This is a genomic window from Tardiphaga robiniae (assembly GCF_001618955.1).
GTDB lineage: Bacteria > Pseudomonadota > Alphaproteobacteria > Rhizobiales > Xanthobacteraceae > Tardiphaga > Tardiphaga robiniae_A.
On the sequence record NZ_LVYV01000034.1, the window covers coordinates 100,673 to 120,407 of the forward strand.

Genomic DNA, 19,735 nt, shown 5'->3' on the forward strand with positions numbered 1-19,735 from the left:
CGAACAGGTGGAAAGCCGATCGGGGTAACAGGCGGCAAGCGGCGACCAATTCACTCATACGCGAAGTTCACTCATCAAGCCCAAACCCTTACGGCAAAAACGTTTCGTTGTGCAGTCCTTGACAGCGCCAGCGTTAATGCCGCGCCGCAAGGTCGCCACATACCCGCGCCGGCTGCAAAGCCCTGACCCTGCAAGGCAATCACACAGATAATTCCAAGCCATTCGTCCCGCATTTCATATAGGCGGGCAAGTCGAATGTTCCATGCGGCAAATCAAGACGGGCCCGGAACACGTCCCAATATCGATGGTTACCGGCCTATCGCAACCGAGCGGGACAATGCGCCGCAGCGGCGACCCCGTTCCAGAACACCGGGATTGAAACGATGGGACTGTTCACCAAGGACATCAAGACAATGGATGACCTGTTTGTGCACCAGCTGCAGGACATTTATTACGCGGAGAAGCAGCTTCTGAAGGCGCTGCCGAAAATGGCTGACAAGGCTGCAGAACCACTGTTGAAGCAGGCTTTCAAGACGCATTTGCAGGAAACCGAAGTGCATGTGCAGCGGCTTGAGCAGGTCTTCGCCATGCACGGCGCCGAGGTGAAGGCGGTTACCTGCCCGGCGATCGACGGTATCATCAAGGAAGCCGACGAGACCGCCGGGGAGGTCGAGGACAAGAAGGTACTCGACGCCGCGCTGATCAATGCGGCTCAGGCCGCCGAGCACTACGAGATCGCGCGTTACGGCAGCCTGATCGCCTGGGCGCGCCAACTCGGCCGCAATGACTGCGCGGCCGTGCTGCAGAAGACGCTCGATGAGGAAAAAACCACCGACAAGAAGCTGACCTCGCTGGCCGAAGGCAAGGTCAATATGCGCGCCGCAAGCTGATCGTGGTACTAGCGATCACACGGCACAGAAACGTCGCGCGGGCGAAACCTGCGCGACTTTTTGCTTCGCCTACGCCTTTCGCAGCGCGAAATGGGCTCCGCAGAACGCCATGACGCCGCCGAGGCCGAGGGCGGCAAGACTGGCCAGAACACCTGATGCGGTCGGTAGTGCGTTGGGCGCCGAGGCCGCCTGACCGGCGCCGGCCAGAAACAGCACGCCGATGGTGATCAAAAACTGCCGCATGCGCTGCGGGATGCGACCGGATGCTGCGCTGTGCAGCAGGTTCGCGGTGACATAGCCGCCGACAAAGGCCATCGCCGCAATCAACCACCAGGCGAAGGCCGATCCGATCGGCATGAAATTGTCGGGATCGTTGCGCCAGAGGCCACCGAGATCGAGGCCGAAGCGCTGGCCGAGCATGTGTACGGCCAGCGCCAGCAGCAATCCTGAAATCATCGCGCCGGCCAGAATCAGGCGGCGCGGAAAAGTGGTCGTCTCGGCCATGGCAAGCTTGTAAGGGACATGCAGGCGATCGCGCAAGCAAGCGAGGTCGGACAGCGCAGGGGACTTCTGTTTGCTCAAGACCCTCTTCAGGCGCAGGGACGCATCGTCTGCCGCAGAAGCGGCAGCGCCGGGGCACACCTATGCCTACAAGGCCTCCCTGATTGGCGCCGCGCATCGCTATGAATTGACCGATGAAGGTTTGTTATGGCGCACAGGTCATCGCTCTGGCGTCTGGGCCTATGCGGATATCGCGGCAATCCGGCTGTCCTACCGGCCGATGGGGATGCAGCACCGGCGCTTTCGCGCCGATATCGATCATGCCGACGGTCGTCACATCACGATCTTCTCGACGTCGAAACAAACCGTCGCGCTGATGGAGCCGCAGTCGGGCTACAGCGCGTTTATCCTGGAGCTACATCGACGTCTCGCTGCGGCAGGTAGTCTGGCCAGGCTGAGCTCCGGCCTGCGACCAGGCATCTACATAATGATTGTCGCGGCACTGGCCTTTGTCGGTCTCGCAATGACCGCGCTGCTGCTGCGTGCACTCCTCACTGGCGAGTTTGCCGGCGTGGTCTTCATCATTGGCTTCGCAGTATTCTTCGGCTGGCAGATCAGCGGTTTCATCCGCCGCAACAAGCCGCGCAACTATGCGTTCGACAGCGTGCCGCAAGAGCTGTTGCCGTAGTCACGGCCGCACGACTAGTACCGAACATTTCGCATAGCGCACCACATGGCCGGCATTGGAGCCGAGAAAGTAGGTGCGCATCGCCGGGCGGTGCGAGGTCATCACAATGAGATCGGCCTTGATCGCCGAGGCTTCTTCGAGAATCTCGTGATAGATGCCGCCCTGTCGCACCACGCTGGAGACGCGGGTACTGTCGATGCCGCAATCACGTGCCACCGCCGCAAGAGCGGCCTGCGACGATTCCAGTTGCTGAGTATCGAAATCCGCCGGGACATATTCGGCCAGCATCACCGGCGTCATCGGCATTACGTTGAGCAGCCGGACGGTGGCACCGAAGGTTTGCGACAGCGTCGCGGCCTGGGCAATCGCGGGTTTGGCCACATCGGTTTCGGCCAGATCAATCGGGACCAGAATGGATTTGTACATGCCCACCTCCATCGTCGTCCGGAGGAGGATAGCACAAACCGTGTTCCGATGGGCCCGGCTTATTCGCCCGCGGCACCCTTCAGCAGTTTCGGACTGACGAATTGCACGAGTTGTCCATCGCGGAAGGCAACGTCGTTCCAGTCCTCGATGGGAAAGTCGATCACCACGATGCTGCCGGTCGGCAGGTTGTCGGCGACAGCTTTCCTGCCTGCGGCATCGCCGCCGCCAATCAGGCTGAGCGCCATTTCATGCAGGCCGGGATTGTGGCCGACCAGCATCAGCTGCTCTGGGTCTTCCACGGCCGCGCCGCGGATCACCGCCAGTAATTCGGAGAGGCCGGCGCCATAGAGTTCATCAAGGCTGGCGACTGTCGGTTTCGCCGCCGGCATCGCCGCGGCGACGAGGCTCCAGGTCTGCTGCGCGCGTACCGCCGTGGAGACGCAGACCAGGTCGGGCAGGGGCGGATTTCTACTGAGCCAGGCGCCCATGAGCGCCGCATCCAGCCGGCCGCGGTCATCCAGCCTGCGATCGAAATCCTTGCCGCTCGGCGCGTCCGTTTCAGTCTTGGCGTGACGCAGCAGCAGTAAACGGCGCATGGCGCGATCTCGATTCGGCAAGAGCAAGAGGTAGTAGCGAGGCAGGCGGCGCGGTCGCGCCAGACGTCAGGTCTGCGGATTAATGGACATGAACCGTGAGGACAAGGTGACAAGCGCCCCACCTGTCCGTAAGAAAACGTCATGACCGCCCCTTCCGCAAGCGTGACATTTGGACCTGAGGTCGCCGACGCCGACCGCGCGCGGCTGACCTTCAGCCTCGATGTCGATGTCTGCGTGGTCGGGGCCGGGCTCGCCGGGCTCAGCATTGCGCTGGAAGCGGCGCGTCTGGGTGCAAGCGTCGCGGTGCTCGAAGGACGTCATGTTGGCTGGAACGCGTCCGGCAATCAGCTGGGAACCGTGATGCCGGGCTTTGGCCTGCCGCTCGCCGATCTGATTGCGCGTGTTGGCCTGGAGGACGCTCGGGAGTTGTGGGCGCTGTCGAAGCAGGGCGCAGAGTATGTCCGGACCCAGGCATCAGACGACCTGATCCCCGGTCTCGGCCTGTCCGAGGGGGCGCTGGAAGTCTCCAATGTCGATGTCGGCGATCGCCTGATCGCACGCCTGCAGATGCTCGGCGAAGATTTCGATACTGAAGTGGACGGCTGGCAGATCGACCGCGTCCGCGACGTGCTGAAAACTAAACGCTACTTTCACGGTGTGCATTATCCGAAGGCGTTCCAGATCGATGGCCGCAAATATCTGTTGGGTCTCGCAGCGCTGGCAAAACAGGCCGGTGTGCGGATCTTCGAGGACACGCCGGTGGTCAGCATCGATGCCGGCGGCATCCGCAAGCGCATCGTGACTCCGTCGGCGCGGATGCGTGCCACACACATCGTGCTGGCCGGCAATATCCATCTTGGTGCGCCTGCGCAAAAGCTTTCGGACACGCTGTTGCCGGTGTGGCGCTATGCCGGCATCACCGAACCGCTCGGCGAGCGTCTCACCGAGGCGGTGACGTTTCAGGGCTCGGTGAGTGACAGCGACGGCGTCGACCATTTCCGTATTGTCGATGGTGATCGGCTGATGTGGTCGAGCCCGGAAACAACCTGGGCCGGGCACCCAGAGCGCTATGCCGGCGCCATCGCGCGCCGGATCCGCACCGTGTTTCCGGCGCTGGGCAAGGTTGCCATGGCCGAGACCTTCGGCGGCGCGCTCGGCCAGACCGTGCACGGCATGCCGCAGATCGGGCAACTCCGTCAGGGATTGTGGGTCGCCAGTGGCTTCAGCCATCGGGGCCTGAACACGACGGCCATGGCCGGGCAACTGATCGCCCGTGGCATGTATGCCTATGATGATCGCTTCAAGCTGTTCGCGCCGTTCGAACTGGTCTGGGCTGGTGGCACGACCGGGCGGGCCGTCGGTTACGCGGTCGGGCTATGGGAGCGGCAGGGCTCGGCGCTGGCCGGCACGCTGGCGCGGTATCGCGAACGGGCGCGGGCGCGGGAGCGGATCCGTGAGGCGCGGCTGGCGGAGGCTAATCTGCGTGCGGGAACGCGGGGCCCGCGGCCGGGCTAGGCCGATCCCCCGGTTTTGGCGCGCAACAAAACGTGAGTAATATTTCGGAACCGGCGTGTAACTTCCGGCTCGTCCGCCCGTATTTCAGGCGAACGAGATGATCGTCTCGATTGTCAGGGAGACCAACCATGATCGACCGCCGCTTTCTTTTGACGACCGCTGCTGGCCTGGGAGGATTGCTGTCGCTGAAATGGCTGACGGCTTCGTCGGCGCGGGCTGCCTCGGACGAGAAGTTCGAAGTCATGAAGACCGATGAGGAATGGCGCAAGCAGCTGACGCCGCAGCAATATGAGATCCTGCGCAAGGAAGGCACCGAGCGGCCGTTTTCGAGCCCGCTGAACAAGGAAAAGCGCAAGGGCACCTTCGCCTGCGCCGGCTGCGACAATCCGCTGTTCTCGTCGGAGACCAAGTTCGAGAGTGGCACCGGCTGGCCGAGTTTCTGGCAGCCGCTGCAGAATGCTGTGGGCGAGCGCAAGGATTCGACGCTCGGCATGGTTCGCACCGAGATCCACTGCCGTCGCTGCGGCGGCCATCTTGGTCACGTCTTCGATGACGGCCCGAAGCCGACTGGTCTGCGCTACTGCATGGACGGGTTCGCGATGATCTTCAAACCCGCCGCGCCGTCGGCGACCTGAGCCGGAGGCCTGACGCCCGCTACGTAGAACCCGGCGAAATCAGGCGCCGATCCGGCAATTATTACCCCTCTAGGCAATTGTGCCCCGGTCTTCGGACCGGGGCTTTTTGTTTAGTGCATTGAATTTACTGGACTTATGCCCTTGGCACGGGGCTTGCGACGTCTCCTCCGACAGCGGCTGCGAATTTGGCACCATCCGGCGGGCCGCCCGGATTGAAGTTGGAGACGATGTAATGGGTATCTTCGGCGCTCTCACCACGTCCGTTGCGGGCCTGCGGGCGAACTCCTATGCGCTGGAAAACATTTCCGGCAACATCGCGAACTCGCAGACCACCGCCTTCAAGCGGATCGATACCAGCTTCCTCGACCTCATTCCCGATGCCGGCACATCCGCGCAGGTGGCCGGCAGCGTGACGGCGCAATCGCGCAGCACCAACACCATCGCGGGTTCGGTGCAGTCGTCTTCGGTTGCGACTTACATGGCGATCAATGGCGACGGCTTCTTTGCGGTGCAGAAGCCGGGCAACGTTTCCGACAGCACGCCGGTGTTTGACGGCGTCAACAAATACACCCGTCGCGGCGACTTCTCACTCGACAAGAACGGCTATCTCGTCAACGGCGCCGGCTACTATCTTCAGGGCGTCAAGATTGATCCCACGACCGGCAACCCGGCCGGCAGCTCGCCGGAAGTGCTGCGCTTCCAGAATGACTTCCTGCCGTCGCAAGCCACCACCAAGATCGACTACCGCGCCAACCTCGCCAGCTATCCGCTGACCACCAAGCATCAGACGGCGGTGCCTGGTTCCGAATTGCTGCGATCGGCCGACTTCGTATCAAACCCGCGCGTGCTGGGCACTGCGGCAACGCCCTTCGGGAATACGGCTGTTCCCGGAAACGCGCGCAACAATTTCGCGACGACGCCGGCGCCGATCTCGGCGAATACCATGCTCGCGCCCGTATCCGGCAGCGATACGCTGCCGGTCGGCTTCGCCAACGGCGATACGCTCGTGCTGAAGACCACCAGCGCCGGTGTCACCACGACCAAGACGCTTTCGTTCTACACGGGTGCCGTTGCTCCTGCGGCCGTGGCAGGCACGACCTTCATCCCTATCGATACGGCCTATGTCGGCGACGTGCTCACCGCCATCGATGCCGCGACCGGCAACACGTCGCCGCTATCGAGCGTGTCCGCCACCGGCGTGATCACGTTGAACTCCGGTACGGCAAACGACTTTACGCTGGCGGCAGGTTCGACGACCACGGCGGTCGCCGCATTCCAGGCCCTGGGCTTCACCGGCACCGTCACCGGCCTTCGTTCGGGCGGCGGCACGGCGGGCACCGGCATCGTGATCGGCAGTGACGCTCAGACCTTCCTCGATGAATCGATCAGCGGCGGCGCCAAGACCGTCTATGACGGCAACGGTGCACCGGTCAGCCTGCAATTCAGGTGGGCGAAGGTCGAGTCCGCCACGCAGGGCGGAACGGATACCTGGAACCTGTTCTACCAGACCGACCCCGCGGCCACGGGCGCAACCGCGGCCTGGCAGAATGTCGGCACCGACTTCAAGTTCGGACCGAACGGCCAGATGCAGCCGGTCGTCGGCCAGATCACGCTGACCGGTCTGACCGTCTCGGGCAAGGCACTCGGCAACGTGACCATGGCGTTCGGCACCGGTGGCCTGACCCAGTTCGCCGACACCAACGGCAACGTTCAGGTCAATCAGCTCGAGCAGGACGGCTACGCTGCGGGTCAGCTCCAGAGCGTATCGGTCAGCAATGAAGGACGTGTGGTCGGCAGCTACTCCAACGGCCGTAACATCGATCTTGCTGAAGTCAGTATCGCCACCTTCAACGGTGCCAACTTCCTCAAGCGCATCGACGGCGGCGCGTTCGAGACCACCAACGAATCCGGCGAGGCACTGTACGGCAAGGGTGGCAGCATTTCCGGCTCGTCGCTGGAGTCGTCGAACACCGACATCGCCGACGAATTCACCAAGCTCATCGTCACCCAGCAGGCCTATTCGGCCAATACCAAGGTGATCACGACCGCCAACACCATGGTTCAGGATCTGCTGAACGTGATGCGTTAATCGCAAGGCCGCATCTGCGGCCTTCTTCCCGCGTGAACCTTGAGAGCGACAGTTAGTTATGAGTCTGAACGACGCACTCTCCATTGCCATGTCCGGCCTGCGCGCCAATCAGGCCGCGATGTCGCTGGTCTCCTCGAATGTGGCCAATGCGGAAACGCCTGGCTACATTCGCAAGTCGACGGATCAGGTCGCAGTCAATTCCGGTAACGGCAGTAGCGTCCGCACCGTTGGCGTTAATCGCGAACTCGATCAATATATCCAGGCGCAGCTCCGCACCGAAACGTCGGGCGCGGGCTATGCCTCGCTCCGTTCGAGCTTCCTGCAGCAGATGCAGAGCCTCTATGGCGATCCTGGTTCAGTCGGCTCGCTCGAATATTCCTTCAATGCCCTGACGACGGCAGTGCAGGCGCTGTCAACGAGCGCAGACAGTCAGTCGGCGCGGATCGGCGTGCTCAACGCCGCGCAAACACTCGCGCAACAATTGAATTCGATGACGCAGGGCATTCAGAGCCTGCGTAGCGCGGCGGAAAACGGCATCAAGGATTCCGTAACGACCGCCAACACTCTGATGAAGCAGATTGCCAAGATCAACAATCAGTTGACGGCCAATCCGCAAGGCGGAACATCGACGGATTCCAACACCGCCGCGCTGCTCGATCAGCGCGATCAATATGTCACGCAGCTATCGCAGCTGATGGATATCCGCGTCACCACCAATGGCGCCAATCAGGTCACCATCTTCACCGGTTCCGGTGTGCAGCTGGTGGGCAACGAAGCGGCGACACTGGCGTTTAATGCCCAAGGCACAGTATCGGCCGGCACGACGTGGAGCGCGGATCCCAGCAAGAGCAATCTCGGCTCGGTGGTGATCGAATTTCCGAACGGCGGATCGATCGACCTGACTGCTGCCGGCGCTATCAAGTCGGGCACGATCGCCGCATATACCGAACTTCGCGACAAGACGCTTGTCGAGGCGCAGAACCAGCTCGATCAGTTCGCAGCGTCGATCTCGAGCGCGCTCTCGGACAAGACGACAGCTGGAAGCGTCTTTCCTGTGCCGACGGTGCCGCCGACGGCGCTGCCGGCAGGGACGCCGACCGGCTTTACGCTCGATGTGTCGCAGATGAAGCCGGGCAATGTGATTCACTTCACGTATACGGATACGGCGACCAACACGCAGCGCGAAATTTCGTTCATGCGGGTCGATGATCCCAGCGTGCTGCCGCTGCCGAACACGGCAACGACCGATCCGAATGATACCGTCATCGGCCTCGATTTTTCTTCGGGCTTCGGCTCGGTTCTGAATCAGTTGAACGCGGCGCTTGGCGGCCAGGCTACGTTCTCCGGCACGGCCGGCGCGCTCACCGTCGTCAACAATCCCGCATTCTCCAACGTCAATGCGGCGTCGGTGACGGTCACACAAGGTCCCAACGATCTGAGCAACGGCAACCCGGAGCTGGCGCTGTTCACCGATAGCGGCACCGCTTATAGCGGTGGCATCAGCAAGAGCGGTTCGCAGATGGCCGGTCTCGCCGGCCGGCTGACGATCAACAATGCGATCGTCGCCGATCCCTCCAAGCTGGTGGTTTATAGTGGATCGACGGCAGCAGGCGACACGACGCGGTCGGCCCTCCTGCTCAACCAGTTGAACAATGCCAGTTTCACTTATTCGCCGGCGACGGGAACGGGCAGTGATACGGCACCGTTCAAGGGGACGCTGTCGAGCTATATGCGCCAGTTCGTCGGGCAACAGGGCGCTGCGGCGGATTCCGCCAAGCAACTCGCGGATGGCCAGAACGTCGTTCTCAACACACTCGACAAGAAGATGGCAGACGCGTCCGGCGTGAATATGGATGACGAGATGGCGCATCTGCTGTCGTTGCAGAACGCCTATTCGGCCAATGCGCGCGTGATGTCGACGGTCAACGAATTGTACAAAACCCTGATGCAGGCATTCTGAGGTAATCATGACGATCAGCGGTGTCAGCGGGCGAACATCCTATATCGGATCCGGAATTACCAGTCTGCGCGATCAGCTCGATACGCTGACGCAGCAGCTGTCGAGCGGCAAGATCTCCAACACCTATGCAGGGCAGGGCAGCGGTCGCAGTCTCGCCATCGCGTTGCGCGCGCAGATCAGCGGTGTTGCCGCTTATGCGGACACTGCGGTGAATCTGAACACGCGCATCGGCGTGGCCAACCTGTCGCTACAGCGCCTCGTGGCGGTCGGATCGGATGTCAAAGGCGCCGCCGTCAGCGCCGGCAGCAATTTCGATAATACCGGTCAGACGCCGGGGCAGAAGACGGCTTCGCTCGGCTTCTTCGATTCCGTCGATATGCTGAATGCGCGGTCGGGCGACCGCTACCTGTTCTCCGGCCGCGCCACCGATACGGCGCCTGTTGCTCCCGCCGACCAGATCATGAACGGCAATGGTGCGCTCGTCGCCGGCCTCAAGCAGGTGATCGCCGAGCGCAGGACGGCCGATCTCGGTGTCAACGCAAACGGGCGCGTCGGGAGTGCGGTCGGAACCCCGGTGACATCGGTCGTAATCTCCGAAGAAGACGCGACGCCAGCCCCGCCGTTGGAAGCTCAACCCTTCGGTATGAAGGTCACCGGCGTGTCTACCACGATCGCCGGTGCCACCGTCACCCAGCCGGTCGATCTGCCAGCGACCATCCCGCCTGCGCTGCCGGCGACGCCTGTGGCAAAATCGATGTCGATCGATCTCGGAGCGACCAACCCGAATGCCGGCGATCAGGTGAAGTTCACGCTCACGATGCCCGACGGGACGACCGAAGACATCGTCCTGACGGCGTCGGACCAGACGCCGCTGCCGGCGGGCAGTTTTGCCATTGGCGCCGACAGCACCGCGACGGCGGCGAACCTCAACACCACGCTAGGCTCCGCGATGAAGGATCTCGCCAACGGACCGATGGTGGCGGCATCTGCGATTCAGGCTGGCGACAATTTCTTCGACCAGCCGCCGCTGCGCGTCGGCTCGACGCCGCTCGGCTCAGCGACCACGCTCATTGCCGGTACGGCCGACAATACCGTGATCTGGTATCAGGGCGAACAGAACACGGCCGCCAACGGCACGGCCCGCGGATCGGCAGTCTCCCAGATCGATACATCGATCAAGGTGCAATATGGCGCGCGCGCCGACGAGCAGGCCCTGCGCGCGCAACTGCAGACAGTCGCGGTGTTCGCGGCCGTGGCCGTCGATCCGGCACAGCTCAGCAATGCGACCTATGCAAAGAGCGCCAATGCGCAAATCGCGGCGCTGAACCAGCGCGTGGCGCAGAACCTGGCGAATATCCCTGGCCAGCAGACGATTCAGGACATCCAGGCCGACTTCGCCGGAGCGCAGGCGTCGATCAAGTCGAGCACGGATCGTCAGGTCCAGACCAAGGCGATGGCCCAGACGATGCTCGACTCCATCGAGGGCATCAACGACGACGAGGTCGCGACGAAGATCCTGGCGCTGCAGACCGCGTTGCAAGCTTCGTACCAGACTACGTCGTCATTATATCAGATGAGTCTGGTCAAGTTCCTCTGATCGCGCAGAGGCAGGGAGAATATTTCGAATGAGTTTGGCCAGACACGCTGCGCCTGCGGTCCATCGCAAGCAGGACAAGCTCATGGCGCTGCTGATGCAGGCGCAGCAAGTGCATCAGCGCGGCGACATCGAGCAAGCGCGCGGGTTCTACAAGCAGGTTCTCAAAAAGCATCCGAATCACTTCGATGCGCTTCATCTGCTTGGCGTCTGCGAGCATCAGACGGGCAATCAGGATTCGGCCGAGCGTCTGGTGCGCCGGGCGATCATGCTCGATTCGGCGTCGGCCGCCGCCTATTCGAACATGTCGGCGATTCTCTCCGCCCAGCTCCGCTTTGCCGATGCACTCGATTTTGCCGACCGGGCGCTGGTGCTGGATTCGGATTTCGCGGACGCACATTTCAACCGCGGCAATGCGCTGGCTGGACTGCACCGCAATGTGGACGCCATCGAGAGCTTCGATGCTTCGATCGCGCTGATGCCGTCATATGCAAATGCGTTCAACAACAAGGGCAATGCCCTGCACCGGCTGCGCCGCTTCGCCGAAGCGCTCGAATGCTACAGCGTCGCGGTCCGTCTGAAGCCGACGTTCCTGCTGGCCCATGTCAACCGTGGCGCCGTGCATCTGGAGATCCGGCATTTTTCAGCAGCCGTCACGGATTTCGAATGCGCGCTGGCGCTTGATACGAGCCACACCGGCGCCTGGGTGAATCGCGGCGAAGCCTTGTTCGCATGCGGCCAGCGCATCGACGCGCTGCGCAGCTTCGACAAGGCGCTGTCACTCGACCGCACGATCGCCGAGGCGTGGCTCGGGCGCGGCAACGTGCTACTCCACGCGATGAAAGTCTCGGAGGCGCTCGAAGCCTACACCGAGGCGCTGAAGATCAATCCGGAATTCGTCAACGCGCTGTCGCAGCTCGGTCAGTGCCACGCGTTTCTCGGCGACATCGAGGCGGCGAACGCTTGCATCGACCGCGCGCTTGCCCTCAAGCCGTATGCCGAAGCTGCGCTGTCGAACCGGATCTATATGCTGGATTTCATCGAAGGCGCCGGTTTCGAGCAGCATTGGGCGGCGAGGTCGGAGTGGTGGCGCCAGATCGGTGCCAAGATCGCCGTCGAGCGAACGCTTCTGCACGACAATGCGCGCGATAGCGACAAGCGGATCGTCGTCGGCTATGTGTCGGGAGACTTCAGGCAGCATTCAGCAGCGTTCGCCTTTCGGCCGGTGCTGCGAAACCACGACAAGTCGCGCTTCGAGGTGGTGTGCTATTCGGTGTCCGCGCATCAGGACGCCGTGACGGAGACGTTCAAGGCCTGCGCGGACCGGTGGCGCGATGTGTCCCAAATGTCGGACGGCGAACTGGCCGAACAGGTCAAGGCAGACGGTGTCGACATCCTGGTCGATCTGTCCGGCCATAGCTTTGGCAATCGGTTGCGCAGTTTCTCGCTGAAGCCCGCGCCGGTGCAGGTGACCGCCTGGGGCCATGCGACGGGGACTGGGCTGCAGACCATGGACTATCTGTTCTCCGATCCGGTCGCGATTCCCGACCATGCGCGGCATCTGCATGCCGAGAAGATCGCTGATCTACCGTGCCTGATCATCGTCGAGGAGCCGCCTGCGGGCTTGCATTCGGCGGCGCTGCCGCGCGCGACGAACGGCTATACGACCTATGGCATTTTCAACCGGATCACCAAATTCTCCGACGCCGCCATTGCCCTCTGGGCGCGCATTCTCGATGCCGATCCCACGTCGCGCCTGTTGATCAAGGATACGGCGCTCGACGATGCGCGCGTGCAGGCGACGCTGCTCGGCCGGTTCACCGCCCAAGGTGTTGCCGCCGATCGCATCACTTTGTTGGGCGCGACGTCGCGCGAGGAGCATCTCGCCGCCTATGCCAGCGTCGATGTTGGACTGGACACGTTTCCGCAAGGCGGCGGCGTCTCGACCTGGGAGGCACTCTATATGGGTGTGCCCGTGGTGGCGAAGCTGGGCATCGCCGTCGGCAGCCGGTTATCGGGAGCGATCCTGTCTGCCGTCGGGCTCAATGACTGGGTCGTCGATGATGATGAGGCGTATATCGCGCGCGCGCTCGGTGCGACGCTCGACGAACTCGCGGACATTCGTGCCCGGCTTCCGGACATGATCGCCGAGCGCTGCAGTCCGGCCGCCTATACTCGCGCGGTCGAGGAGCAATACCGGGCCATGTGGACCAGGTATTGCGAGGAGTCGACGTCGTAAGCTCATGCCGCCCGATCGAGCGCAACCGCCACGGCTCACCGTCGACGGCGGTGGACGTGTCATGCCGCGCCAGGATCGGCGGCAAACTCAATGACACTATGGCTTGAGGATGAAGCGGCTGGCAGCCGCCGGTCGCAATCGACCATGCATGTCGGGCAATTGCCGACGCGGCGGTTGGTACATGCTTCAGACGCGAAATTGTTGCATGCGCCACGATCTATCTAGTTAAGTTTGTCTGAATGCCCACTGGGGAAGCTGCAACCGGGTCGGTGATTTGACGCCGCGGATGAGCACGGCATGAGGCGCTGCCTCGGATTGAAAAGTCGCTGATACAATTCAACTAATCGCTGTTTTTATGGGATATTCGGCCTCGGTTTTCGAGGCGAACTGGTAGTTAAATACATCCTCCGGGCGTGTAAAATCGCGTGCTTCCCTTTTACGCAATCTTAGAATCTGACGGTCATGTTACCCCGTGTCGACCAAGAAGGTCGTTCGTTGTGTCTACCAGGAAGGTAACCAAACATGTCCGGCATTACACTCTCGTCCTCCGTCCGTCAGAACCTGCTCTCGCTGCAGTCGACCGCGGATCTTCTCTCCACCACCCAGAACCGCCTCGCGACCGGCAACAAGGTCAACTCGGCGCTCGACAGTCCCACCAACTTCTTCACCGCGCAGGGCCTGAACAACCGCGCTGGCGACATCAACAACCTGCTCGATGGTATCGGCAACGGCGTGCAGATCCTGCAGGCTGCCAATACCGGCATCACCTCGCTGCAGAAGCTCGTTGACTCCGCCAAGTCGATCGCCAACCAGGCGCTGCAGGCGACCTCGGGTTATTCGACCAAGTCGCAGTTCTCTACGACGATCGACGGCGCGACCGCCGAGACCCTGCTCGCACCCGACACGGCTGCGACACTGACCGGCTCCACGGTCGCCACCCTCGCAACCGGCTCTGACCTGAGCACGGCCGCTGGTGGTGCCTTCGCTGCTGGTGACACGCTCACCGTCAACGGCAAGACGATCACCTTCGCGACCGGAGCCGCGACTGCCGGTACGGCTGCTTCGGTGACTGATGCGGATGGCAACGTCACCATCAACCTCACCTATGACAACGCCGGCACCAGCGATCAGTCCACGACTGCCACGCTGAAGGCCGCCGTTGAAAGCCTCGCTGGTGCAGGCAGCTCCTTCGCGATTGCCACCAACGCGGTAACGATCACGGCAGGCGATAAGTCGACCAGTATCACGCTCGGCGGTACCGCACTCAGCAAGCTCGGCCTCACTGCCGGCACCACCGTCCCGACCAGCACTTTGGCTGGACAGGCACTGACCATCGGTGCGATTGACGGTAGCGCTGCCCAGACTATCACGTTCGGCAGTGGCGCAGGTCAGGTCAACACGCTCGACGACCTGAACAAGAAGCTTGCCAACAGCAACCTGCAGGCTTCGGTCAACAAGGACGGTAAGCTGACCATCCAGACCACCAACGACGAAGCCTCGTTCGACCTGACGGCCAGCGGTATCATCGGCGGTTCGGCGACTGGTGCGGGCAAAATGTTCGGCGTGCTGAACACCTCCGCTCCGGTCGAAGACGTCAACGCTCAGAACACCCGTGCGGGTCTGGTTGCCCAGTACAACACGGTGATCGATCAGATCAAGACGACGGCTGCTGACGCTTCCTTCAACGGCGTCAACCTGCTGAACGGCGACACGCTGGCTCTGACCTTCAACGAAACCGGCAAGTCGAAGCTCAGCATCTCGGGCGTCACCTTCGATCCGGCTGGTCTGGGTCTGGAATCGCTGACCAAGGGCGAAGACTTCCTCGACAACGCTGCCACCAACAAGCTGCTGACCGGTTTGAACAACGCCAGCTCGACGCTGCGTTCGCAGGCTTCGGCCTTCGGTTCGAACCTGTCGGTCGTGCAGATGCGTCAGGACTTCTCGAAGCAGATGATCAACGTGCTGCAGACCGGTGCGTCGAACCTGACCCTCGCCGACACCAACGAGGAAGCGGCCAACAGCCAGGCGCTGTCGACCCGTCAGTCGATCGCCGTCTCCGCGCTGTCGCTGGCCAACCAGTCGCAGCAGGGCGTGCTCCAGCTGCTCCGCTAAACTTCAGCGGACTAGTCGAAACAGAAGGCGGCGGGGCAGAAAGCCCCGCCGTTTTTCGTTGTCCGATCGTCGCAAAGGCCCGGAAAGCTCAAGCTTTCCGGGCCTTTGCCGTTTTGGGACAGTTTTACGAAAGCCTTAATCCGCTGTTAACCATATCTTAAATGGTCGTCGGTCATATTCGGCCTGAGTAGGAAGCAGGTAGGCCGAGAATCGGCCGCGTTTAATCCGGGCATCGCCGCAAGGCGGACCGAGATTCCTCTTCCAGAAGGGCGTCAAATTTAACCGGCAGCATCGCGGCGAGGCGGGTCTCGTTAGATGCACCATGCGCTTGCGCGACCTGAAGGTCGACCGCGCTGGGAACAGGAAGGTTTCCATATGTCAGGCATCGTTCTTTCGGCTTCGGTTCGCCAGAACCTGCTGTCGTTGCAGTCGACCGCGGACCTCTTGTCCACGACGCAGAACCGTCTTGCGACGGGCAAGAAGGTTAACACCGCGCTCGACAACCCCACGAATTTCTTCACGGCAGCAGGGCTCGACAGCCGCGCCGGCGACATCAACAGCCTGCTCGATGGCATCGGCAACGGCGTGCAGGTGCTGCAGGCGGCCAATACCGGCATCACCTCGCTGCAGAAGCTGGTCGATACCGCGAAATCGATCGCCAACCAGGCGCTGCAAATTCCGGTCGGCTATAACGCCAAGTCGTCGTTCACGACGCCGATCAATCCCGGTGCGACCGCCGACAACCTGTTGGGTACATCCACGAAGACCGACAACACCTATGTCGGCACTGTCGCGAATAACAAGAATGCCGCTGCCATCACCGGCGCCACGCTGCTGTCGGGTGCTGCCGCCACGGACTCGATCGCCACCAGTTTCGCGGCGAACGACACCATCACCGTCAATGGTCAGAGTCTGACTTTCAGGGCGTCGGGCGCTTCGGGCGCCAACGAAATCAACATCACGGACAGCGTCACCACGCTGCTGAGCAAGATCGATGCGCTGTCGGGTGGTACCGGCTCTGCAGTCAACACGGCAGCGCCCATCGGGGCGATCACGTTGCACACGGGTGCGGCTTCTGATCTGTCGATCACGAGCTCGAACACCGCCGCGCTCGCCGGGCTCGGGCTGGGTACGTCGGTGACCCAGGCGCGGACCTCAGGTCCGACGGCCCTGGGTGGCCCGCCGGCACTGACGCTGACGATCGCGGCAACCAATCCGTCGAGCACCGCAACGAACATCACCTTCGGTACCGCGAGCGGCCAGGTCTCGACCCTGGCGCAGCTCAACGCCGCGCTGGCGCCGAACAACCTGCAAGCCGTCATCGATCCCGCCGGCTTCATGACCATCCAGACGTCCAACGATGCGGCCTCGTCGACCATCGGCGCCATTGGCGGCACGGCCGCGGCCGTCGGCAAGCTGTTCAATGGCCTGGTGCCAAGCACGCCGGTGACGGACTTTGCGTCACAGACCTCGCGCGCCAATCTCGTCGCGCAGTACAACAACATCATCGACCAGATCACGACCACGTCCCAGGATGCTTCGTTTAACGGCATCAACCTGCTCGGTGGCGATCAGCTCAAGCTCGTGTTCAACGAAACCGGAAAATCGACGCTCAACATCGCCGGCACCACGCTGACGCCGGCGGGTCTTGGTCTCGGCAAGCTTGCCGCAGGCGCTGACTTTCTCGACAATACCTCGGCGAACAACACGCTGGCTGCGCTCAATATCTCCAGCTCGGTTCTCCGCGCGCAGGCCTCGGCGCTCGGCTCCAACCTGTCGATCGTGCAGATCCGTCAGGAATTCGCCAAGAACCTGATCAACGTGCTGCAGACCGGCTCGTCCAACCTGACGCTGGCCGACACCAACGAGGAAGCCGCGAACAGCCAGGCACTGTCGACCCGGCAGTCGATCGCGGTGTCCGCGCTGGCGCTGGCCAACCAGTCGCAGCAGAGCGTACTCAAGCTGCTCCAGTAAGTCTGGCGGTCGCACCAAGATTACCGAACCGCGGGAGAAATCCCGCCGTTTTTCGTTGGTCGGGTAGTCAGCGGCGCGTCGCCCGGTATCCTGGCTTTCCCCAAACTGAAGACGCCGGTCGCTGAACGCTGGTATTATTCGAATCGCAGGCGTATTTTCAGGGTTCCTGGATAGTCATGCCCGCCCGAAACGTGGCACCAGATACCATTGGCTTTGCATGTGGCCTCACGGCCGCTGCGGGGAAGGAGAGCTGAATGCCTTTGCGAGTCGAACTGAAGCCGGGTGAGCGAATCATCATCGGTCAGAGCGTGATCACCAATTCCGATACGCGCACGGCGTTTCTGATCGATGGCGATGCGCCGATCATGCGCGAAAAGGACATCCTCACGTCGGAGACTGCAACGACGCCGGTCAAACGAGTCTATCTCTGCGTGCAGATGATGTATCTGGAGAACGATATCCCGGCCTATCAGGAGCTATATCTCGGCTTCATCAAGGAATTGATCGAAGCGGTTCCGAGTTTTCGCGAAACGATCGAGGACGTCAGTAAGCTTATTTTAAGCGGCGCGCTTTACAAAGCACTCAAGGAATTACGTCCGCTGATCAAGCGGGAAGAAGAGTTTTTGAGGTAGCGAATGTCGATCGGTGCTCAAGCCTACGCGCGTACTGCACAGACCACGGCGACACCGAGAGACATCGAAGCCCAAGCCCTTCTGAAAGCAGCGCGCAAGCTTCAGGACGTTGTTGAAAATTGGGACCATACTGATGCAGGTCTCGACGACGCTCTTCTGTTCAATCGCAAGCTCTGGTCCATCTTCGTCGGCGATGCCATGAATGACCAGAATCCGGAATCGATCGAGATCCGGCAGAATATCGCCAATATCGGCATTTTTGTTCTGACGCAGTGCACCGCGCTTCAGCAGGTCCGCCAGGTCGAACATCTCCAGGCGCTCATCGATATCAACCGCAATATTGCCGCGGGACTGTCCGGTCGCCCGTGAACCTGACTCCGTAACGATAGCTTAACGGTCTGAGCGGCCTAATGGCGCCTGACAGGCGCGGCGATTCGAAGCCGCGTGCGACGAGGCACGATGGCAGACGCACTCAGCATTCTTGCAACGGCTTACAAGACGACAACGCCGGTCACGGCAGGCAAGTATGTGGCGGTGGATGCCGACGCCTACAAAGGCAGTTGGCAGGGCACCTATGCTAATGGGAAGAAGTTCGAGGTCGCGATTTCGCAGGTCGAAGGCTTCCGCGCGCAGGTGAAGTATCAGAGCGAGGGGACCGTGAAGTATCAGCAGGTCCTGATCAAGGATAACTCGTTTCGCGTGGGCGACACCAAGTTCCAGATGACGGCCAACAACAAGGCGACGATCAAGAACGTCGTGACCGACGCCGCCACCGGCAGCACCTATCTCGATACGGCCTTTGCAACGCGCAACGTCTGATCAGCGCATTAGATCCTGCGATCCGTCTCCATACGCCGATTCTGCAGCTTTGCGTCCTGGTTGAGCGTGTCCATGGCGCGCAGATAGGCGCGGGAGCGCAGTCGCGATTCCTCGGGATACTGGTCGATCACCTGGTTGGACTTCTTGTCCACAGACACGAAGACGATCTCGCCTGCGCCCTTGTCGATGATGACTTCCTTCGAAATCCGATCACTATCGACCTGCTGATAGTTCGCCGCAGAAATGTTCGGCTGTAGCACGCGGGGCGCTGCCGATACGGTCTTGTCGGGAGGCAGTTGCGTAGGCACGGCTTCGCGCACCGCTTCTGGTGCGGGTCTGATGACCGGTGTGGCGACCGGTGCCCCCACCGGTTTGATATTGAAGTCGGCACCCATGGCAGCCCTCCTGGCTCCATTCGATAAATCCCGACCCGTTCCCAAACAACATTATGCACCGAACGGCTGAATCCGGTGCTTACTTGCGTGCTGTAATTTAGTTCAAAAGATAGCAATGCCGCGGTGCGTCAAACGCAGCGACAGCCGCGTGACGAACTATACGATCAAAGTGACCGGCTGACGACGATGGGTGTCATGTTGACCCGGCCCGGCTGAGCCTGTCGACCGGCGGCCGTATAGGTCTGCGGGATATTACGCTTCTGAACCTCGGCATTGACACCGCGGACAATGCCTTCCGACACCGCATGCGCGGTGGCGAGCACAGTCAGATTGACCTGCAGCATCGCACGGAACACGTCGTGGTGCTTGCGCAAGGCCGAGAGCAGGTCGGGCGTCTTCTGCGCGAGATATGTCTGGCTGATCTTGAGCAGCGAGATCATCGCGATGTAACGACGTGAAATGTCCGCCTTCGGTGCTTCGAGTTTGATCGCGTCACGGATATTGCCGGCGCGGACCAGCGTCGTCTCCTGTTCGATGATGGCGAGGAGTTCGTTCATCACCTTCATCAACTCGTCGGCGAGCTGGCGGGCTTCCATCAACGTCGCGACCGAACGCGGTGCGACGATCGGGGCGGCTTGCTGGCGTTGCGCGTTGTTCATGGCGGTGTCCT

Annotated in this window: 18 protein-coding genes; 13 read left to right on the plus strand and 5 right to left on the minus strand. The window is 61.7% G+C overall.

All coding sequences use genetic code 11. The features are described from left to right. Positions 1 to 383: 383 nt before the first annotated feature. Positions 384 to 890, plus strand: coding sequence for a ferritin-like domain-containing protein (locus A4A58_RS20585; RefSeq protein ID WP_068735594.1), 507 nt, complete (start codon positions 384 to 386; stop codon positions 888 to 890). A 69-nt stretch (positions 891 to 959) separates the two neighbouring features. Here the strand turns inward: A4A58_RS20585 and A4A58_RS20590 are convergent, their stop codons facing one another. Beyond that, positions 960 to 1,394 carry a hypothetical protein gene (locus A4A58_RS20590; RefSeq protein WP_068735597.1) on the minus strand — a complete coding sequence of 145 codons (435 nt, stop codon included), beginning with the start codon at positions 1,392 to 1,394 and terminating at the stop codon, positions 960 to 962. Positions 1,395 to 1,464: 70 nt separating this feature from the next. Here A4A58_RS20590 and A4A58_RS20595 point away from each other — a divergent pair, with 70 nt between their 5' ends. Beyond that, positions 1,465 to 2,079, plus strand: coding sequence for a hypothetical protein (locus A4A58_RS20595; RefSeq protein WP_068735599.1), 615 nt, complete (start codon positions 1,465 to 1,467; stop codon positions 2,077 to 2,079). Here A4A58_RS20595 and A4A58_RS20600 read toward each other — a convergent pair whose 3' ends face one another. Continuing rightward, entirely contained in the window at positions 2,080 to 2,505 is a 426-nt protein-coding gene (locus A4A58_RS20600) for a universal stress protein (RefSeq protein WP_068736255.1), read from the minus strand. It lies immediately after the preceding gene. Positions 2,506 to 2,564: 59 nt separating this feature from the next. After that, positions 2,565 to 3,101: a SixA phosphatase family protein gene (locus A4A58_RS20605; RefSeq protein ID WP_068735601.1), complete on the minus strand. Its 537-nt coding sequence runs from the start codon at positions 3,099 to 3,101 to the stop codon at positions 2,565 to 2,567. Between the two features lie 141 nt (positions 3,102 to 3,242). Between A4A58_RS20605 and A4A58_RS20610 the strand changes: the two genes are divergently transcribed. The 11 genes from A4A58_RS20610 to A4A58_RS20660 all read left to right on the plus strand — a co-directional run bounded on the left by A4A58_RS20610 (position 3,243) and on the right by A4A58_RS20660 (position 18,670). Then, complete coding sequence (locus tag A4A58_RS20610; protein ID WP_068735603.1) at positions 3,243 to 4,616, plus strand: NAD(P)/FAD-dependent oxidoreductase; 1,374 nt, start codon at positions 3,243 to 3,245, stop codon at positions 4,614 to 4,616. A 128-nt stretch (positions 4,617 to 4,744) separates the two neighbouring features. Continuing rightward, positions 4,745 to 5,251, plus strand: coding sequence for a peptide-methionine (R)-S-oxide reductase MsrB (msrB, locus tag A4A58_RS20615; protein ID WP_068735605.1), 507 nt, complete (start codon positions 4,745 to 4,747; stop codon positions 5,249 to 5,251). A 232-nt stretch (positions 5,252 to 5,483) separates the two neighbouring features. Next, complete coding sequence (locus A4A58_RS20620) at positions 5,484 to 7,340, plus strand: flagellar hook-basal body complex protein (protein ID WP_068735607.1); 1,857 nt, start codon at positions 5,484 to 5,486, stop codon at positions 7,338 to 7,340. A gap of 58 nt (positions 7,341 to 7,398) precedes the next feature. After that, a complete protein-coding gene (gene flgK / locus A4A58_RS20625) occupies positions 7,399 to 9,300 on the plus strand; it encodes a flagellar hook-associated protein FlgK (RefSeq protein ID WP_068735609.1) in 1,902 nt (633 codons plus the stop codon). A 7-nt stretch (positions 9,301 to 9,307) separates the two neighbouring features. Then, positions 9,308 to 10,897: a flagellar biosynthesis protein FlgL gene (locus A4A58_RS20630; protein ID WP_068735611.1), complete on the plus strand. Its 1,590-nt coding sequence runs from the start codon at positions 9,308 to 9,310 to the stop codon at positions 10,895 to 10,897. A 28-nt stretch (positions 10,898 to 10,925) separates the two neighbouring features. Continuing rightward, the gene (locus tag A4A58_RS20635; protein WP_068735613.1) at positions 10,926 to 13,133 is read left to right on the plus strand and encodes a tetratricopeptide repeat protein; all 2,208 of its coding nucleotides are present in this window, start codon (positions 10,926 to 10,928) and stop codon (positions 13,131 to 13,133) included. A 522-nt stretch (positions 13,134 to 13,655) separates the two neighbouring features. Continuing rightward, the gene (locus tag A4A58_RS20640) at positions 13,656 to 15,245 is read left to right on the plus strand and encodes a flagellin (RefSeq protein WP_068735615.1); all 1,590 of its coding nucleotides are present in this window, start codon (positions 13,656 to 13,658) and stop codon (positions 15,243 to 15,245) included. A 375-nt stretch (positions 15,246 to 15,620) separates the two neighbouring features. After that, positions 15,621 to 17,219 carry a flagellin gene (locus A4A58_RS20645; protein ID WP_068735617.1) on the plus strand — a complete coding sequence of 533 codons (1,599 nt, stop codon included), beginning with the start codon at positions 15,621 to 15,623 and terminating at the stop codon, positions 17,217 to 17,219. 254 nt (positions 17,220 to 17,473) lie between these two features. Then, entirely contained in the window at positions 17,474 to 17,851 is a 378-nt protein-coding gene (gene flbT / locus A4A58_RS20650) for a flagellar biosynthesis repressor FlbT (protein WP_068735619.1), read from the plus strand. 3 nt (positions 17,852 to 17,854) lie between these two features. After that, positions 17,855 to 18,220: a flagellar biosynthesis regulator FlaF gene (gene flaF / locus A4A58_RS20655; protein ID WP_068735623.1), complete on the plus strand. Its 366-nt coding sequence runs from the start codon at positions 17,855 to 17,857 to the stop codon at positions 18,218 to 18,220. A gap of 90 nt (positions 18,221 to 18,310) precedes the next feature. Then, positions 18,311 to 18,670, plus strand: coding sequence for a hypothetical protein (locus A4A58_RS20660; RefSeq protein WP_068735624.1), 360 nt, complete (start codon positions 18,311 to 18,313; stop codon positions 18,668 to 18,670). Between the two features lie 8 nt (positions 18,671 to 18,678). On the opposite strand, the gene A4A58_RS20665 is transcribed toward A4A58_RS20660, so the two are convergent. Both A4A58_RS20665 and A4A58_RS20670 read right to left on the minus strand, forming a co-directional pair. Further along, positions 18,679 to 19,065, minus strand: coding sequence for a hypothetical protein (locus tag A4A58_RS20665; RefSeq protein WP_068735627.1), 387 nt, complete (start codon positions 19,063 to 19,065; stop codon positions 18,679 to 18,681). Positions 19,066 to 19,229: 164 nt separating this feature from the next. Next, positions 19,230 to 19,724: a hypothetical protein gene (locus A4A58_RS20670; RefSeq protein WP_068735629.1), complete on the minus strand. Its 495-nt coding sequence runs from the start codon at positions 19,722 to 19,724 to the stop codon at positions 19,230 to 19,232. Positions 19,725 to 19,735: the final 11 nt, after the last annotated feature.

Excerpts from the sequence above, each read along its gene's own strand:
- A4A58_RS20620 (WP_068735607.1), top strand. The coding sequence starts at position 5,484 with ATGGGTATCTTCGGCGCTCTCACCACGTCCGTTGCGGGCCTGCGGGCG.
- A4A58_RS20610 (WP_068735603.1), top strand. The coding sequence starts at position 3,243 with ATGACCGCCCCTTCCGCAAGCGTGACATTTGGACCTGAGGTCGCCGAC.
- A4A58_RS20600 (WP_068736255.1), bottom strand. The coding sequence starts at position 2,505 with ATGTACAAATCCATTCTGGTCCCGATTGATCTGGCCGAAACCGATGTG.
- A4A58_RS20670 (WP_068735629.1), bottom strand. The coding sequence starts at position 19,724 with ATGAACAACGCGCAACGCCAGCAAGCCGCCCCGATCGTCGCACCGCGT.
- A4A58_RS20645 (WP_068735617.1), top strand. The coding sequence starts at position 15,621 with ATGTCAGGCATCGTTCTTTCGGCTTCGGTTCGCCAGAACCTGCTGTCG.
- A4A58_RS20630 (WP_068735611.1), top strand. The coding sequence starts at position 9,308 with ATGACGATCAGCGGTGTCAGCGGGCGAACATCCTATATCGGATCCGGA.
- flaF (WP_068735623.1), top strand. The coding sequence starts at position 17,855 with ATGTCGATCGGTGCTCAAGCCTACGCGCGTACTGCACAGACCACGGCG.
- A4A58_RS20660 (WP_068735624.1), top strand. The coding sequence starts at position 18,311 with ATGGCAGACGCACTCAGCATTCTTGCAACGGCTTACAAGACGACAACG.
- A4A58_RS20590 (WP_068735597.1), bottom strand. The coding sequence starts at position 1,394 with ATGGCCGAGACGACCACTTTTCCGCGCCGCCTGATTCTGGCCGGCGCG.
- A4A58_RS20605 (WP_068735601.1), bottom strand. The coding sequence starts at position 3,101 with ATGCGCCGTTTACTGCTGCTGCGTCACGCCAAGACTGAAACGGACGCG.
- A4A58_RS20585 (WP_068735594.1), top strand. The coding sequence starts at position 384 with ATGGGACTGTTCACCAAGGACATCAAGACAATGGATGACCTGTTTGTG.
- A4A58_RS20640 (WP_068735615.1), top strand. The coding sequence starts at position 13,656 with ATGTCCGGCATTACACTCTCGTCCTCCGTCCGTCAGAACCTGCTCTCG.
- msrB (WP_068735605.1), top strand. The coding sequence starts at position 4,745 with ATGATCGACCGCCGCTTTCTTTTGACGACCGCTGCTGGCCTGGGAGGA.
- flgK (WP_068735609.1), top strand. The coding sequence starts at position 7,399 with ATGAGTCTGAACGACGCACTCTCCATTGCCATGTCCGGCCTGCGCGCC.
- flbT (WP_068735619.1), top strand. The coding sequence starts at position 17,474 with ATGCCTTTGCGAGTCGAACTGAAGCCGGGTGAGCGAATCATCATCGGT.
- A4A58_RS20665 (WP_068735627.1), bottom strand. The coding sequence starts at position 19,065 with ATGGGTGCCGACTTCAATATCAAACCGGTGGGGGCACCGGTCGCCACA.
- A4A58_RS20635 (WP_068735613.1), top strand. The coding sequence starts at position 10,926 with ATGAGTTTGGCCAGACACGCTGCGCCTGCGGTCCATCGCAAGCAGGAC.